This window comes from Psychroserpens sp. (assembly GCF_045105015.1).
Taxonomy (GTDB): domain Bacteria; phylum Bacteroidota; class Bacteroidia; order Flavobacteriales; family Flavobacteriaceae; genus Psychroserpens.
Genome location: NZ_JBGCCX010000055.1, coordinates 15969 through 33128, shown reverse-complemented (window position 1 = coordinate 33128; position 17160 = coordinate 15969). Strand labels below are relative to the sequence as shown.

The window sequence follows — 17160 nt, the reverse complement described above, 5'->3', positions numbered from 1 at the left end:
TTAAAACGGCATCTTATTCTGGTTTTACTTCGGTAGCACTTAATGCAAATACTAACCCAGTGATTGATTCCAATGCTGGCATTTCATTTCTAAAATCTAAAGCAGATAAACATGCAACTAACCTCTATCCTATTGGTGCTTTAACTAAAAATAGTGATGGTAAAGATTTAGCCGAACTATTTGACATGAGAAATGCTGGTGCAGTTGCATTTTATGATTATCAACATCCCGTAGAAAACCCGAATTTAATGAAGCTTGCTTTGCAATATGCTAGCAACTTTAATGGTTTGATCTGTTCATTTCCCCAAGAATCAAAAATTAGTGGTTTAGGTGTTATGAATGAAAATATAACAAGTACATCCTTAGGATTAAAAGGCAACCCAGCACTTGCTGAAGAATTACAAATTTCAAGAGACTTATCTATTTTAGAATACACAGAAGGCAAGCTTCATATCCCAACCATTTCCACTGCAAAATCAGTAGAATTAATTAGAGCTGCTAAACAGAAAAAACTAGATGTTTCTTGCAGTGTTGCAATACACAACTTAATATTTACTGATGAAGATTTAAAAACCTTCAATACGAATTTTAAAGTCTTACCTTCTTTAAGAACCCAAAAAGATATTGAAGTATTAATTGATGGTTTAAAAGATGGCACTGTTGATATGGTAACCAGTGATCACAATCCCATAGATATTGAAGATAAAAAAATTGAATTTGATTTTGCTAAGTACGGAACTATCGGTTTAGAAAGTGCTTTTGGCGCATTAAACTCTATATTCACTTTAAAGAAAACTATTGAATTACTTACTAAAGGAAAAGAACGTTTTAATATAGACTCATCTACAATTGCTGTTGGCAATAAAGCAGATATTTCTTTATTTACTCCTAGTGAAAATATCATATTCACTAGAGATAATATATTATCAAGATCTAAAAACTCAATATTCGAAAACAAAGTATTAAAAGGAATGGTTTATGGCATTGTTTCAAACAATAAGCTTATCCTTTCTAAATAACAATTATTAATTATGCAAGAGACTTCAAATAGTAATAATGATAGTTTAGCTATTGTAGCTTACATCACTCTTATTGGCACCTTAATAGCTTTTTTTATGAATCGTGAGGTACGAAATCCTCTTGTATCGTTTCACATTCGACAAGCTTTAGGTTTATGGCTTTTGCAAATGGCTTTAGGCTATTTTATTGGCGCATTTGATAGTTGGATGATTTCAACTTCTTTTTGGATCTTTTTTATTGTATTATTTCTGTATGGTATTTTTGGAGCAGTAGGAAAAAAAATGAATGAGGTTCCTGTTTTAGGACCATTTTTCCAGAAACTTTTCGCTACAATTGGACAATAAACCTATGAATTCTCAATTACATTACATTACAAGACCATCGTCTTTAAAAGAAAATGCACCATTATTGATTATGTGTCATGGCTATGGTAGTGACGAAAATGATTTGTTTTCATTTGCTAAAGAATTATCTGAAAAAATATTCATTATTTCGGTAAGAGCGCCTTATCCTATGCAACCTTATGGTAATGCCTGGTATGCCATTAATTTTGATGCTCATCAAAATAAATGGAATGATGTGGAACAAGCTACAGAATCACGAGATAAAATTGCAGCTTTTATTGATCAAGCTTGTGAATCATATCCTGTTGACATAAACAATGTGACACTTTTAGGATTTAGTCAAGGCACTATTTTAAGTTACGCCGTAGCATTAAGCTATCCAAAAAAAGTTAAAAATATTATTGCTTTGAGTGGCTATATTAGTGACGACATGTTAATCGATAATTTAGAAAGTAAAGATCATTCGCATTTAGATTTTTATTGTTCTCATGGCAGTGTTGATCAAGTCATACCTGTAGATTGGGCTAGAAAAGCACCGCAGTTTTTAAATACTTTAAACATCAAAAATACATATTCTGAATTTCCAGTTGGGCATGGTGTTGCACCTCAGAATTTTTATGAATTTAGAAGTTGGCTTGAAAAAAGAATTTAGAATTATCTTGGCTTGTATAAAGACGATTCAATGATTTTAAACTTTAACTCCTTCTGATCTTTAACTTTTTCAATCTCATAAGACAGAAGCATTTCTCCCCAATATTTACCATCAGTAAAACTGGCAATAATCCATTTATGATTCAGCATTCGTATTTGATCAATCAACATCTTTTGGCCAGACATTGATGCATAAGGGACTAAAGGATGGTCTTCTGTATCATAAATATTAAGATTCATAAGTTCATCTTTTATAAACGGGACAAACTCTGAAATTCGAAACCCTTGATCCTCCCAATACATCATTGCATCGTCATTGGTATCAAATTTAAAAGTATACAAATCAGAAACCATATCATCTTCAAGTCCTCTTATAGAGTCTTTAAGCTTGGTATTGGCTTCCATATAGTTAGTAAGCTTTTGGTCATAGCCTTCTATTATACTTTTTGAGTTTACAAACTGAAAAATCACTAATAGTAAAGTGAAAATAAATAAATACATGAACAGTCTTTGTTTCATAGTCTAAGTTTAAAGTTCTAATTGTAAGTTATCATATGCCAAAAAAACGTTTTTCGGCAACTTTTGTTGCACGTCATCGTGAAATCCTAAATAATGACTAATATGAGTTAAATAAGCTTTCTCTGGCTGTACTTTATCTATAAATGCTAAAGCTTCTGCCACGTTAAAATGTGAGATATGCTCTTTTTCACGCAATGCATTAACGACGAGAATTTTTAAACCTTTCAACTTTTCAATCTCTTCGTCTGCAACAGTTTTCATATCTGTTAAATATGCAAAATCATTAAAACGAAATCCGAATACTTGCAATTTATGGTGATAACCATTTATTGGAATCACTTTTAAATTACCTAAATTAAAAGGTTCGTTCTTAATTTCATTTTGAATCACACTTGGTACTCCAGGATATTTAGCTTCAGTTGTAAATATATAGTCAAAACGTTTTCTTAGTTCGGCTAATACACGTTTGTGAGCATAAAATGGAATGTCGCCTTGTCTAAAATAAAAAGGTCTTATGTCATCTAAACCAGCTGTATGGTCGGCATGTTCATGTGTAAAAACGATACCATCAATTCGACAACAGCCTGCTCTAAGCATTTGCTGTCTAAAATCTGGTCCGCAATCAACGACATAAGCAAACTTATCCCATTCTACTAGAATAGATACTCTCAAGCGTTTATCTTTAGGATTTACACTTAAGCATACTGGATGATCACTTCCTATAACTGGAATTCCTTGAGATGTACCTGTGCCTAAAAACGTAATTTTCAAAGTCATTTAATTTATAGCAAAAATAAAACTTATTTTTTTAGTTATACCTTCGATTTTAATACCTTTGTAATGTTGACAAACCCAGACTTAAAGATGGAAATAACCTTAAAAGGAGATAGAGAGTTTGACGAAATCCCTTCGTTAAAAACCAAATGTCTAAGAATTAATCTTAACGAAAACATATACGGAACTTTCGCAGAGATTGGTGCTGGACAAGAAACTGTACGTCAGTTTTTTAGAGCTGGAGGCGCTTCAGGAACAATAGCAAAAGCTATGTCTGCTTATGACAAAGCTTTTAGTGATGCGATTTACGGAATAGAAAACGACAAAAGATATGTAACAGAAGCACGACTTCGTAAAATGTTAGATCACGAGGTTAATCTTGTTGAAGAACGTATAAAAAGAGAGACTCATCCTAATAAAATGTTCTTTGCATATGCTAATACAGTTGCAACTATTGATTTTGCAAAAAAATACAAAGGCCATGGCTGGGTTGGAATCAAATATCAAGTTGATGCTAATCAAGATTACAATGAAATTGTCCTCCATATTAGATTCAAAGAAAATGATGCAAGATTACAACAAGAAACACTTGGTGTTTTAGGTACAAATCTCATCTATGGTGCTTTCTATAAATATAATGAGCCAAAAAAATTACTAAGATATCTTTATGATCATTTAGATAAAGATCAAGTAGAAATTGATACCATTAACTTTTCTGGACCTATTTTTGAAGATGTTGATAATCGTTTAATGAGCTTACAATTGGTTAAAAACGGAATGACTGACGCTGTTATGTTTGCTCCAGATGGAAACAATGTACTTCCAGCTAGAGTTCTCTACAAGAAAAATATCTTGACGTTGCGTGGTAGTTTTAGGCCAGTAACTAAAGTTAATATGGATATGTATAAGAAATCTTATGACATGTTCATTAAAGAAAATAAAGTTGATATCAATAAAACGCAAGTTATTTTTGAAATCACCTTATCCAACTTGAGAGCTGAGGGTGAAATTGACGAGCAAGACTTTATGGATAGAGCCAGATTACTTTGTTCATTAGGTCAAACTGTTTTGATTTCAAATTTCCAAGAGTATTATAAACTTGTCGAGTATTTCTCTCAATACACTAAAGCCAGAATGGGGTTAGCAATGGGAGTTAATAATCTCGTTGATATTTTTGATGAGAAATATTATCGTCATCTAAGTGGAGGAATTCTTGAAGCCTTTGGAAAATTGTTTTTCAAAGATTTAAGAGTATATCTCTACCCGATGCAAAATGATGACAATACAATCACTAATAGTGAAGACTTGAAGGTACATCCTAGAATGAAAGAACTTTACAAATTCTTTAAATACAATGGGAAAGTAGTTGACATTACAGATTATGATGAAAGCATTTTAACCGTATTCTCAAGAACAGTTTTAAAAATGATAGCTGATGGAGATGATGATTGGGAGGCAATGCTACCAGAAGGAGTTGCCAAGCTAATCAAGGAAAAAAGTTTATTCGGATTTGAATCTGAACAGGTATATCTCGGAAACAACTAGCATATAAAATAAAAAAGCCACCAAAATATTGGTGGCTTTTTTATTTTAGAATCACATATTACTCAGATAATATCTGAGCAGTATGGTCTTTAGTCTTCACTTTAGTAATCACATCTTCAACAACTCCATTTTCATCAATAACAAAGGTTGTTCTATGAATACCATCGTATTCTTTACCCATAAATTTTTTCGGTCCCCAAACACCAAATGCTTCTATAACAGCTTTATCTTCATCTGCTAATAATGGATACTGAAATCCGTATTTATTCTTAAAATTGGATTGTCTTTTTGCACTATCAGCACTAACACCTAAAATTTCATAACCTTGTGCTTTAAAACGCTCAAAATTATCATTTAAATTACAGGCTTCAGCTGTACAACCTGGAGTACTGGCTTTGGGATAGAAGAAAACTACTAGTTTTTTCCCTTTGTAATCTGCTAAAGAAACTGTATTTCCTTGTTCATCTAGACTTGAAAAATTTGGAGCATTATCCCCTACTTTTAATTGTGTCATATTTCCTAACTTTACTTTTTGTAAAAATACGACTTATGACTAAGCAAGAAAAGGTAGAATTTGTTATTAATACGTTAAAAGAATTGTACCCAACTATTCCAATACCTTTAGAACACAAAGATCCATATACACTCTTAATTGCTGTTTTGATGTCTGCACAAAGTACAGATGTTCGCGTAAACCAAATCACGCCTTTGCTATTTGAAAAAGCAGATAATCCTTATGACATGATTAAGCTTTCAGTTGAAGAGATAAGGGAAATTATAAAACCTGTTGGTCTATCTCCAATGAAAAGCAAAGGTATTCATGGTTTGTCTCACATTTTAATTGAAAAGCATAATGGTGAAGTCCCGCAAACATATGAAGCACTTGAAGAACTTCCTGCTGTAGGCCATAAAACTGCTGCTGTGGTGCTGTCTCAAGCATTTGGAATTCCTGCTTTTCCAGTTGACACGCATATTCACAGGTTGATGTATCGATGGAATTTAACAAATGGAAAAAATGTAGTTCAAACAGAAAAAGATGCTAAACGTTTATTTCCTGAGGCACTGTGGAATGATTTACATCTTCAAATTATTTGGTATGGAAGGGAGTATTCTCCAGCTAGAGGATGGAATTTAGATAAAGATATTATTACAAAAACTATTGGTAGATCTTCCGTACTAAACGATTATTACAAAAATAAAAAGTCCTGACGACTAACGAATCAGGACTTTTTAAAATTTAATTTTGGAGTGCTTCAAACTCCAAACCATTATAATGTATAACACTTAAAGCCTTGGAATAATTTAAAAGAAAATCTACTGTTTCTTTTTTTGGGTTAAGGTTGTCTTTTTTTTGGGGACATTCTGAGTAAAGTTTTGCCATTTTAGGTTTTTAATTGGTTTCTTCTAATTCCCTAAACGCACAAATTCTTTACTTATTGTATCAATTTGTTAAAATGATATTGTTTTTATCAATTACTTTCCTAAGATTAATCAAAGCATAACGCATTCTACCGAGAGCAGTATTGATACTAACACCTGTACGTTCTGAAATTTCTTTAAAGCTCATATCCCTGTACATACGCATTACCAATACTTCTTTTTGGTCATCTGGTAGTTCTTCTATGAGTCGACGTAAATCACATTCTACCTGATCCTTAATGATTTGTTTTTCTGCATTTAAAGCATTGTCACTTAGTACAGAAAAAATGCTAAATTCACCAGAATTATCAAATTTTGGCATTCTATTATTTTTTCTAAAGTGATCAATAACCAGATTATGAGAAATTCGCATTACCCATGGTAAAAATTTACCTTCCTCATTATACTTACCAAGTTTTAAATTCTTAATGACCTTGATAAATGCATCTTGAAAAATATCTTCGGTGATATCTCTATCAAATACTTTTGAATAGATAAAACTGTAAATTCTTTGTTTGTGTCTGTTTATTAGGGTTGAAAGAGCGCTTTCGTCTCCATCCATGTAGTTTCTAACTAAAACAGCGTCTGTGATAAGTTCGTGTCTCATAATTGTTACTTTATTGCAAAGAAAAAAATCTTAGCTTGGGGTTAAACTTTATAAAGTAATCTTATGAAATAGGCGTCTCTGTTTTAGTGAGTTATAAATCAAATATAACAACATTCATTCCGAATTTCCAAAAAAACACACTAAACTTTAACATTTTAATTGACAACAATCCATTTTATTTGATGAAATACTTATAGTATCTTTGCACATCTTAATTTCTTCAAAGTCCTATGAATACTAACATTTTAGACGTTAATCCTAAAAATAACATTATAATTAAGGGAGCGAAATTGCACAACCTAAAAAATATTGATGTTGTTATACCTAGACAAAAGCTTGTGGTCATCACAGGTTTGTCAGGTTCTGGAAAGTCTAGTTTAGCATTTGACACCTTATATGCAGAAGGACAGAGACGATATGTAGAAAGCCTTTCAAGTTATGCCAGACAATTTTTAGGTCGACTTAACAAGCCTAAAGTTGATTTCATTAAAGGTATCGCTCCAGCAATTGCTATAGAACAAAAAGTTAATTCAACTAATCCAAGATCAACTGTTGGCACATCTACTGAGATATATGATTATCTAAAATTATTATTCGCCAGAATTGGTAAAACCTATTCTCCTGTTTCTGGTAATCTTGTAAAAAAACACCGCACTAAAGATGTACTTGATTTAGTAAAATCTTTTGGTGATCGTGAAAAACTATTGCTACTATCACCTATCCTTCTTGAAGAAAGTAGAACGATGGAAGACAAATTAAAGGTCTTAAAACAGCAAGGTTATGCAAGAGTTCAACATAAAGAAACTGTTTTAAGAATTGATGATGCAGTAGAACAGAAATTAACCAAAAATATTTTTTTAGTTGTTGATCGTATTGTTGTAAAGCATGAAGATGATTTTTATAATCGTTTGGCTGACGCCATTGAAACAGCTTTTTTTGAAGGCAAAGGAACCTGTGTTATCGAATCACTTTCAGATAAAAAACGCGTTGAATTCAATAATAAATTTGAATTAGATAACATGGTTTTTTTAGAACCAAACGTACATTTATTTAGTTTCAATAATCCTTATGGTGCTTGCCCGAAATGCGAAGGTTATGGCGATGTTATTGGCATTGATAAAGATTTAGTTATACCAAATACAGGTCTATCTGTGTATGACAATGCTGTTTTTCCTTGGCGAGGTGAAAGTATGAGTTGGTATAGAGATCAATTGGTTAATAATTCACATAAGTTTGATTTTCCAATACACAAACCGTATTTCGAATTAACTCCTAAACAAAAACAATTGGTTTGGGATGGAAATGAGCATTTTGAAGGATTAAATTCTTTCTTCTCTGAGTTAGAATCTAAAGCATATAAAATTCAGAATAGAGTAATGTTGTCGCGTTACAGAGGAAAGACAAAATGCAGTGTGTGCAGTGGAAAACGACTTCGAGAAGAGGCTAATTATGTAAAAATTGCCAATACAACCATTACAGATTTAGTAGAAATGCCTCTTGACAAACTCGTGAACTTCTTTAATCAATTAGAATTAAATGATCACGATACTACCATTGCAAATCGTTTATTGAAAGAAATTAAAAATAGACTATCTTTCTTAACTAATGTAGGATTAGATTACCTCACGCTAAATAGAAAATCGAATACACTTTCTGGAGGAGAAAGCCAACGTATAAATCTAGCAACTTCTTTAGGAAGTAGTTTAGTTGGTTCGATGTACATACTCGATGAGCCAAGTATTGGTCTTCATCCTAAAGATACTCAGAAATTAATTAAGGTCCTTAAAGCGTTACGTGATTTAGGAAATACAGTAATTGTTGTTGAACATGATGAAGATATCATGCAAGCTGCTGATGAAATCATAGACATTGGTCCAGAGGCTGGTACTTTTGGTGGTGAAGTTGTAGCTACTGGAACCTTCAATGATATTTTAAATTCCACATCTTTAACAGCAAATTACTTAAATGGAGATTTAGAAATTGAAGTCCCAAAAACACGTAGAACTTCAAAGTATCATGTAGATATTGTAGGTGCTAGAGAACACAACCTTCAAAACATTGATGTTACGTTTCCTTTAGAAATGTTAACGGTAATAACTGGAGTCTCTGGAAGTGGAAAAAGTACTTTGGTGAAGAAAATTTTATTTCCAGCGCTACAAAAGAAACTTACAGATTTTGGTGATAAACCTGGTCAGTTTACTGAAATCAGTGGAAATTTCAGCAACATAAAACATATAGAATTTGTAGACCAAAACCCAATTGGAAGATCATCTCGTTCAAATCCTGTTACTTACATTAAGGCTTATGATGATATTAGAGCCTTGTATGCTAAACAAAAGTTGAGTAAAATCAGAAATTATCAAGCGAAACACTTTAGCTTTAATGTTGATGGTGGACGCTGCGAGACTTGCAAAGGTGAAGGTCAAGTGACAATTGAAATGCAATTTATGGCTGATGTTCATTTAACTTGTGAAACCTGTAACGGAAAACGCTTTAAAAAAGAAGTACTAGAAGTTAATTTTAATGGTAAATCAATTGATGACATTCTTAACCTTACTATTGATGACGCTATTTCTTTTTTTACAGAACACAATGAAACTAAAATTCAAAATAAACTTCAACCGCTTCAAGATGTTGGCTTAGGTTATGTAACTCTTGGTCAGAGTTCTTCTACTCTTTCTGGTGGTGAAGCACAAAGAATCAAATTAGCATCGTTCCTAGGCAAAGGTTCAAAAAGTGATAATGCTTTATTCATTTTTGATGAACCTACTACAGGTTTACATTTTCATGATATAAAAAAACTACTAACCTCTTTTCAAGCTTTAATTAGAAAAGGACACTCTATTATAGTTATTGAGCATAATATAGACCTCATTAAATGTGCAGACTTTATTATTGACTTAGGTCCAGAAGGTGGAGAACGAGGCGGACAATTAATTGCTCAAGGTACTCCAGAGGACATTGCTAAAAACAAATTATCTATAACTGGCGAATTCTTAAAAGAAAAACTAAACTAAGTAGCGAAAAAAGAGAATGCAGCTAATACTCCAAAGGCTGTAGGAATTACAAATAGTAAAAACACGAATGTTATTACACCGCTTTTAATCCAAGTTAAAAACCAATGTTGTCTGTAAAATTTAATTAAAGCAATTAAAAAATAAAAATAAGTTGACATCACTGCTAGTAAATTTACCCAAAATGGAATTGAGTCGAATAGGTAATTAATTCCGAAAAGAATGCTAAACACTGTAAATAGAAACGAAAAGAAATAAAAACTGAAGACAAGGTGATACACATACCTACCCTTATTATTATAGAATATTTTTAGAATGAAAGCAAATAGAGGCAACAAGAAAAACATTGATATTGGAATACTATCAAAAAATGCTTGAACCATAGATCCAGCACCTTCACCTTCTACAAAAGCCAACCACCTTTTATACAATCGTTTCTCAAAAAAACTAGGGTTTTCCGACATACCCATTTCTTTATAAATAATTTCTTTATCAACACCTGCGGCAACTAGCGAATCAACTTTCTCTTTATTAAAACCCCATGATGACTTCACATTACCAGGTTTTGATGATTCAAATTTTATTATAGAATCTGCAATTTTTAAATCAGAATCTTTAAGTCCAATTATCTTTTGATTCTTTTTAAGAGGTTTCATTATATTTTCAATCTGAATGGAGTCTAAAGCTTGCTTTTGAATGGGGTCTAAGTTTTTATCAACAAATTCAGAATTAATCACTTTTTTATTGATTTCGTCTGCTTCTTTAACCCATTCTCTCGTACTGAAGGAAATTATAAAAAAGAATATCACAGATATAAACAAATACATTTGAGCAGGATGCAAATACAAAAGACGCTTTCCTTGAAGAAACTTCTGAGCTAGATATCCTGGCCTAAACATCAAAGGCACGAAGCTTTTCAAGAAACGTGCATCAAATGAAAAATAATTACTAATTGTATTATAAAACAATACACCAATTGTTAATTCATCATTAGTTTTCTGTCCACAGTACGGACAAAACTCAAATGATTCTTCCAAAATTGTATCACAATTTTGACAAGGTGTAGGATCGTTTCCTGTAATTAGTGATTGATCTGTCATTTAAACTATTAGTTAGTATTATAAATGTAATAAAAAAAAAGTTTTACAGATTAATGACTCCTTCTTGTTTAAACACTGAAAATCAATTATTTAAACTTTTGGCACGTATATTGGTTTAATCTAGGTATATCAAAAAGTTTCCAAATGAGTTGGAAACTAAGATAAAATCTAAAAACCTATAATTATGAAAAAGCAATTACTTTTTATTGCAACGATGTTACTAGGACTAACATCAGCATCAGGTACAACAGCAGGATATGCTGTTTCGAATGGGGAAGATTTTAATAATACACGTTATCGATTTGCTGAACCTATTGTGTTTATTGAACGAGGCGTAGAATTTTTAATTTTCCCAGATGGAAGTTTTGATTTCAACACAGAAATTGCAAACAATACGTCAACTGTATATTATAGAAGAAACACTAGACGTACTTCTGTTAATAGAACTTATGGAGCTCCAGGAACGGTGAACAGAACACACTACTCTACTCCTAGACCACGAGGCGTTATTATTACACATGACAATAATGGACAAGTACGACGAATCGGAAATGTATTTATTAACTATGACAGGGAAGGACGAATTAAACGTGCAGGATCAGTTTATATGAGTTACCAACGAGGAAATGGTCTATTAAAACAAGTTGGTGGTTTGAGAGTAAATTACAATCGTTGGGGAGAAATTGTTCATATTTCAGGTATTGTAAATCATTTTAATGCAAACTTAAATTGCAGTATTAACACTGGATATACTGAATCTAATGATATTGACTTTAATGACATAGATCACTACGACGAAGATTTTTACTATTACAGAAAAAATGGAGAAATTAAAAAGAGTAAAAAAATAAAAGGTTAAGAGTTCATCCCGATACTAACATGAACTTATATAATCCCAAAGTGCTTCCCCAAGCCTTTGGGGTTTTTACATATTAGATTTTAATTTCTGAAGATTTTTATTTTTTCTAAACGCTTTGTAATGTTTACAATACTTAGTGTGATAATTATGCTTGCCAATAAAATCAATTTGTAGTTCATTCCATTTATCTTTTGTGAGCTTTGGATTGAAGTATTTTAGTTCTTTATAAAGTAAATCACTTACAGAATCAAAATGCTTTGTTGCTAGATATTCTAAATCTGCATCAGCTAAAATTTCTCCAAGATGATTTGTTGGGTTTTGAGGTACTTTGGTAGCCATTATTACTTCACAAATAATATCTATATCAACTTGAGAATAACCAAAAGATTTTAGGTCTTTTGCTGCAATTTTACAACTTTCCTCTTCATGACCTTCACGGGTTTTAACAAATCCTACATCATGATATAGTGCAGCAATTTTAAGAAGTTCTATTTCTTTTGCTGATACCTTTTCTTTTAGAGCAATGTGCTGAGCTTTTTTAATTACATACAAAGTATGAGGAATACCATGATAATATAACTGAGGCGAAAGTCCTTCCTCAAGAAAAATTATGACATGCTTTTTTATACGATTAAAACTAAGTTTCATTTATAATTATAATGCTTTGAAAGATAAGTCTTTTTCTGAATAACTTGATCTACAAATCGATTCTATTCATTTAAATACAAAAAACTCAATATCAACCGTTTAAGACATATGAATTGTTTTTGGCATGCTAATTGATTTACAATAAATGTAACTATAAATCCTTTACAATTATGAAAAAATTAATTTTACTTATGACTGTTTTGTTCCTTGGAGGGACTTCAGTTTTCGCAACCAACAACATATCAAACAACTTTGTTAGAGGTTATGGCAATTCTTTCATTTTTGTTGAGAATGGTATTGAATTTTCAATCTTTCCTGATGGTCAATTTGATTTCTATATGCAGAATTATGGTCCAGAAGTAAGTGTTGGAGTAAATGCTCCAGGAGTTTCAATAAGCTTTAACTCTGGTTATAATTACAATCCTTATGTACAATACGACGACTTTGGCGCTATTGTTCAGATAGAGAACACACCTGTATTCTATGATTATTATGGACGTGTGACACAGGTAGGTAACGTTAATATTAATTACAATAGTTGGGGTCGTATCGCACGTGTAGGTGGCTTATTTGTACACTATAATAACCACAGAAATTTTTCACATTATACAGGCTTTATAAATATATATAATAGAGCTTATGTATATAGACCATGGCACAACTATTATGTAATTCCTCCTGTAAATTTTTGTGTTGTGTATGCTAGACCTTACAGACAGTATTATACACCAATTAGACACACATACTATAGACCTTACAGAGACAATTACAGACAACCTGTAAGAGTTAATAGTCGTCGTAACACGGTTGCTACAACAGGAAGAAGAGGAAATAGCATAAATACAAGATATCGTCAAGAAGCAGTTACAAGAGGCAACACCTCTTCAAGATCAAATACAAGAGCTACGGCTTCAAGGAATAATACTACGAGTTCAAGTATTAGAAATAATACTAATAGAAGTAACGATAGAGCTTTAACATCTAGAACAAATACGACACGAAATTCTAATATTAGAGGAGCGTCAAATTCTTCAAGAACTAACGACAGGGCTGTTACAACAAGAAGTAATTCAAACATCAGAAGCACTAATAATACAAGTCGAAATAGTACTAGAGCAACAAATTCTAGAAAAAATGTGACCAGAAACAATACTTCTGTGTCTAATAATAAAACAAACACTAGAACAATTAGAAATAATACGTCTGTTAGAAAACCAAAAACCTCTAACACTCGTATATCTAATAACAATAGAAGCTCAAGAACAAGTAAAGCTAAAAAAGCAAGTTCGAGAACAACTCAAAATCGTTCAGCTTCAAGAAGTAAAAGAACTCGATAAGTTCGAAAGATTATAAACTTTTGGTTGGTTAGTGGAACGTCCCGTAAGAGTATGCCTTAAAGCACCTTATGGGATTTTCCCATTTTAGACTATTGATATACTGAATTATTTAAGTTTGAAATATTTTTTAAACATTTCATTAATGTCATCTGAAACGTTTAGCCTGAATATAAAAAATGCATATACTACTCCAATTACTATAGATTTTAATACAATATTTAGGTAAGCATTAAACGGAAATTCCCAGAAATAAAAAGCAATTACACAAAGTATAAGCAGAATAGAAATCTTAAAAGTTTGTTTTGTAAATGGTAACATATTAAACTTTGCTTTTACAAAAAAAATCTTAATTGTATTATACAATAACACCGCAATTAATGTTGCTAATGCAGAGCCATCTATTCCATACAAAGGAATTAAAACCATATTGAGCAGAACTGCGCTAATTGCCAGAACTACTCCAAACACAAGAACCATTCTATAGTAATCGCTATTAAATAAAATAGCATTATTATTTCCTAATAGATTATCATAAAGCTTAGCAATACTAATCAAAAAAACAACGGTTATTCCTCCAGAAAACTCCTCAGGAATAATATGGTACAATTGATTAATATTTAAAACAATTAAAAGAAAGATAAAACCACTAATAATATACAGTGTTAGCGAGCTACGTTCGTATAAATCATGAAGTTCTTCTCTATTATTATCATTGATAAATTTAGCCGTTAATGGCATCATAATTTGATGCATAGCACGTTGAGGTACAGCGATTACCATCGCTATAAATACCGCTACACTATAATAAGCAACTTTCTCAATTTCAATATAATTATTAAGCATAAACTTATCAATGTCTAAAATCATAGTCGCAATAGATCCAGCAATAATAATTAAACTTGAATATTTCAATATTGAACTTATTTTATCAATCCTGTAAAATCTAAATACAGGAAGCCTGACATAAAAAGCATTAATCAACATTAGAAACATCCTTAATACATAAACACCTACCAAACCAACAAGAAATTGCTCTACAGTAATCCAACTAAAATACAAAGCGAATAACAAAATCATTACACCTACTCTATGAAACACCTCTTTCATAAAATTTCCAAATACAGTTTTCATTTGCACTTTAACCCAAGCAAAAAACACTTCAAAGTAAGCCATTGCTAAAGCAGTTATAAAGATGTACCAGAGGTAGTTACCAACAATACTGTTTTTTTGAGTGAGCCAACCAGCAATAGTTTCATATCCAATATAACCTATAAAACCAATTGGAATCGTCAAGGCTAAAGGCAAAAACAACATTAAAGTCATAAAACTATTAAGAGAGTTTTTTGTTTTAAATGTTGAATAAAATTTAATAATTGTATTGTGAACACCAAATGCCATTAAAGGCATCATAATATTTGCAGTAGACAATATATAAGCGACCAAGCCATAGTAAGTATCACTCATAAATTCTGTGTAAAGAAATAAGGTGTTAATAGCACCAAGTCCAAACCCAAGATAAGTGGTAATTGTGTTTTTAAAAGACTGGTTAATAACGATTCCCATAAATTTAAAATTCTAAACTTTTAAAGCTTATGTTTCACTAAATCTGCAAGTGATTTTGTTAGTTCTTTTCTACTATATTGTTTTAAACCTAATGCATTTACAGTTAATACATCTGATTTATATGCTTCAAAATACGATAAAATCTGTGATTTGATAGCTTGCTTTTGATTGTAGTAAAAATAGCGACCAGTATTTGTTGATTTTAAAATAGTTTCTACATCAGAGTCTTCTGGACCAAGAGCTATTATTGGAGTTCCAGACACCATATACTCAAACAGTTTTCCAGGAATAATAACTTTGGTATCTTCAGAATCAATTTCAATAAGTAACAACAATTGCGAACTCATTTGCGCTTCAATAGCTTCTTTATGTGACACATAACCTAATGTATTTACATGGTTAGAAAGTCCGAATTGTTGAAGTGCTTTAATTACATCATCACTAACGACTCCAATTAATTGCAACCGAAATTCTTCAGAGAATAATTCATTTTCATTAATTAATTCACCTAAAGCCTCCCATAATTGTATTGGATTTCTTTCTGAAAGTAAAGACCCAATATGTGCCATTGTAAACAAAGCATCTTTCTTAGGTCGTTTAATCTTATGATTATCATAACCATTAGTAATTACTGAGATAGGCTGATTTGTTTTTGAAGTAAATTCTTTTTTAGTGTTAGCACTAGTTACAATAATTTGGTCTGCTGACTGAAGCACTTCTGTTTCTAACATTTTATGTTTTTCTGCAGAAGAATTACTTAACTTTAATTTTTTATGATAACCAATTGTTGTCCAAAGATCTCTAAAATCAGCAAGCCATTTGATATTATGCTTTTGCTTTAATTGAAGTCCGATTAGATGCAAACTATGAGGTGGACCAGTAGTAATAATGGTATCTATCTTTTGTTTTAGGATATAATTTGAAAGAAAAGATACTGAAGGTTTTACCCAATTTTTTCGAGCGTCAGGGATAAAGAAATTACCACGAACATAAAGAAGTAATTTTTGAATAAATGTTTGTTTTTTCTGTTTTGGAATAACACCTGAACTAATTTGTTTAGCATTTCTTTTAGACAATATATTAGCAAAACGATAAGGCTCACTTATAGGTTGCTTTATAATGGTCATGGCATCTGAAACTTCACTAATTAAACTTTCATCTATTATAGGATAATTCGGATTTTCAGGACAATACACAATAGGTTCTACATCAAATTCCGGAAGATATTTTACAAATTTTAACCATCGCTGTACTCCTGGACCTCCAGCTGGTGGCCAATAGTAAGTGATAATGAGTATCTTCTTTTTCATAACTAACAAAAACTTGCTTTAATTTCACTATACGCAACAACAATAGCCATCATCGGTATAACTGAAATACTAATAGAATAACATGTATGATAATATTGATTTTGTGAATCCCATTTATTTTTAACCCAAATCCCATCAAGTGTGTCTTTTCTATGTAAATGATAAGGTTCTTTTTTAAAAATATGTTTAAAAAAAATGGTAATCCCTTTTATCAGAAGCAAAGTAATAAAAGGAGAGAACGTTAAAAGGGAACATTGATAACTACATAGATAATTCCAATTTAATAACTCAAACATCACACCTATCCATCCAACAAAAAAAGTAATCTTCAAAAACCTCTTAAAAACTGTTTCATTTTTTAAGTCCTCAGAGAATAATAGAATCAAAAAGCTAAAAATCACATACATGATAATTAACATAAAAAAATATACTTCTGAAAGTGTCATTTTG

The 17160-nt window shown here is 31.4% G+C and carries 18 protein-coding genes; 8 read left to right on the top strand and 10 right to left on the bottom strand.

Annotated elements, in window-relative coordinates; genetic code table 11:
- The 3 genes from AB8B90_RS04730 to AB8B90_RS04720 all read left to right on the top strand — a co-directional run.
- Positions 1-1019, top strand: a 1019-nt coding sequence (locus AB8B90_RS04730) for a dihydroorotase (RefSeq protein WP_405334167.1), incomplete at its 5' end; no start/stop codon positions are given.
- A 12-nt stretch (positions 1020-1031) separates the two neighbouring features.
- Positions 1032-1364, top strand: a complete 333-nt coding sequence (locus AB8B90_RS04725; RefSeq protein ID WP_405334165.1) for a hypothetical protein — start codon at positions 1032-1034, stop codon at positions 1362-1364.
- A gap of 4 nt (positions 1365-1368) precedes the next feature.
- Positions 1369-2016, top strand: coding sequence for an alpha/beta hydrolase (locus AB8B90_RS04720; RefSeq protein ID WP_405334163.1), 648 nt, complete (start codon positions 1369-1371; stop codon positions 2014-2016).
- A 2-nt stretch (positions 2017-2018) separates the two neighbouring features.
- Here AB8B90_RS04720 and AB8B90_RS04715 read toward each other — a convergent pair whose 3' ends face one another.
- Together AB8B90_RS04715 and AB8B90_RS04710 are read right to left on the bottom strand one after the other, a co-directional pair.
- Positions 2019-2534, bottom strand: a complete 516-nt coding sequence (locus AB8B90_RS04715; protein ID WP_405334161.1) for a hydrolase — start codon at positions 2532-2534, stop codon at positions 2019-2021.
- A gap of 9 nt (positions 2535-2543) precedes the next feature.
- Positions 2544-3305 (bottom strand): MBL fold metallo-hydrolase, encoded by a 762-nt coding sequence (locus AB8B90_RS04710; protein WP_405334172.1) that lies wholly within the window; start codon positions 3303-3305, stop codon positions 2544-2546.
- A 93-nt stretch (positions 3306-3398) separates the two neighbouring features.
- Between AB8B90_RS04710 and AB8B90_RS04705 the strand changes: the two genes are divergently transcribed.
- Positions 3399-4853 (top strand): TonB-dependent receptor, encoded by a 1455-nt coding sequence (locus tag AB8B90_RS04705; RefSeq protein WP_405334169.1) that lies wholly within the window; start codon positions 3399-3401, stop codon positions 4851-4853.
- Positions 4854-4911: 58 nt separating this feature from the next.
- Here the strand turns inward: AB8B90_RS04705 and bcp are convergent, their stop codons facing one another.
- Positions 4912-5367: a thioredoxin-dependent thiol peroxidase gene (gene bcp, locus AB8B90_RS04700; RefSeq protein WP_405334159.1), complete on the bottom strand. Its 456-nt coding sequence runs from the start codon at positions 5365-5367 to the stop codon at positions 4912-4914.
- Between the two features lie 35 nt (positions 5368-5402).
- Here bcp and nth point away from each other — a divergent pair, with 35 nt between their 5' ends.
- Complete coding sequence (gene nth / locus AB8B90_RS04695) at positions 5403-6062, top strand: endonuclease III domain-containing protein (RefSeq protein WP_405334157.1); 660 nt, start codon at positions 5403-5405, stop codon at positions 6060-6062.
- A 28-nt stretch (positions 6063-6090) separates the two neighbouring features.
- Here nth and AB8B90_RS04690 read toward each other — a convergent pair whose 3' ends face one another.
- Both AB8B90_RS04690 and AB8B90_RS04685 read right to left on the bottom strand, forming a co-directional pair.
- Positions 6091-6234, bottom strand: a complete 144-nt coding sequence (locus AB8B90_RS04690) for a hypothetical protein (protein ID WP_405334155.1) — start codon at positions 6232-6234, stop codon at positions 6091-6093.
- 60 nt (positions 6235-6294) lie between these two features.
- Positions 6295-6879, bottom strand: a complete 585-nt coding sequence (locus AB8B90_RS04685; protein WP_405334153.1) for an RNA polymerase sigma factor — start codon at positions 6877-6879, stop codon at positions 6295-6297.
- 230 nt (positions 6880-7109) lie between these two features.
- Here AB8B90_RS04685 and uvrA point away from each other — a divergent pair, with 230 nt between their 5' ends.
- Positions 7110-9896: an excinuclease ABC subunit UvrA gene (gene uvrA / locus AB8B90_RS04680; RefSeq protein ID WP_405334151.1), complete on the top strand. Its 2787-nt coding sequence runs from the start codon at positions 7110-7112 to the stop codon at positions 9894-9896.
- Here uvrA and AB8B90_RS04675 read toward each other — a convergent pair.
- Positions 9893-10993 (bottom strand): DUF3667 domain-containing protein, encoded by a 1101-nt coding sequence (locus tag AB8B90_RS04675; RefSeq protein ID WP_405334149.1) that lies wholly within the window; start codon positions 10991-10993, stop codon positions 9893-9895. The genes uvrA and AB8B90_RS04675 overlap by 4 nt on opposite strands.
- A 184-nt stretch (positions 10994-11177) precedes the next feature.
- Between AB8B90_RS04675 and AB8B90_RS04670 the strand changes: the two genes are divergently transcribed.
- On the top strand, positions 11178-11852 hold the full coding sequence (locus AB8B90_RS04670; RefSeq protein WP_405334147.1) for a hypothetical protein: 675 nt from the start codon (positions 11178-11180) through the stop codon (positions 11850-11852).
- A gap of 66 nt (positions 11853-11918) precedes the next feature.
- Here AB8B90_RS04670 and AB8B90_RS04665 read toward each other — a convergent pair whose 3' ends face one another.
- Positions 11919-12500: an HD domain-containing protein gene (locus AB8B90_RS04665; RefSeq protein ID WP_405334145.1), complete on the bottom strand. Its 582-nt coding sequence runs from the start codon at positions 12498-12500 to the stop codon at positions 11919-11921.
- A 170-nt stretch (positions 12501-12670) separates the two neighbouring features.
- On the opposite strand from AB8B90_RS04665, the gene AB8B90_RS04660 reads away from it, so the two are divergent.
- Positions 12671-13837: a hypothetical protein gene (locus tag AB8B90_RS04660; protein WP_405334142.1), complete on the top strand. Its 1167-nt coding sequence runs from the start codon at positions 12671-12673 to the stop codon at positions 13835-13837.
- A 105-nt stretch (positions 13838-13942) separates the two neighbouring features.
- On the opposite strand, the gene AB8B90_RS04655 is transcribed toward AB8B90_RS04660, so the two are convergent.
- Genes AB8B90_RS04655 through AB8B90_RS04645 form a run of 3 tightly spaced genes read right to left on the bottom strand, consistent with a single transcriptional unit; the run spans position 13943 to position 17156 of the window.
- A complete protein-coding gene (locus AB8B90_RS04655) occupies positions 13943-15400 on the bottom strand; it encodes a polysaccharide biosynthesis C-terminal domain-containing protein (protein ID WP_405334140.1) in 1458 nt (485 codons plus the stop codon).
- Positions 15401-15420: 20 nt separating this feature from the next.
- Positions 15421-16710, bottom strand: a complete 1290-nt coding sequence (locus tag AB8B90_RS04650) for a glycosyltransferase family 4 protein (RefSeq protein ID WP_405334138.1) — start codon at positions 16708-16710, stop codon at positions 15421-15423.
- A gap of 2 nt (positions 16711-16712) precedes the next feature.
- Positions 16713-17156, bottom strand: coding sequence for a hypothetical protein (locus AB8B90_RS04645; protein WP_405334136.1), 444 nt, complete (start codon positions 17154-17156; stop codon positions 16713-16715).
- Positions 17157-17160: the final 4 nt, after the last annotated feature.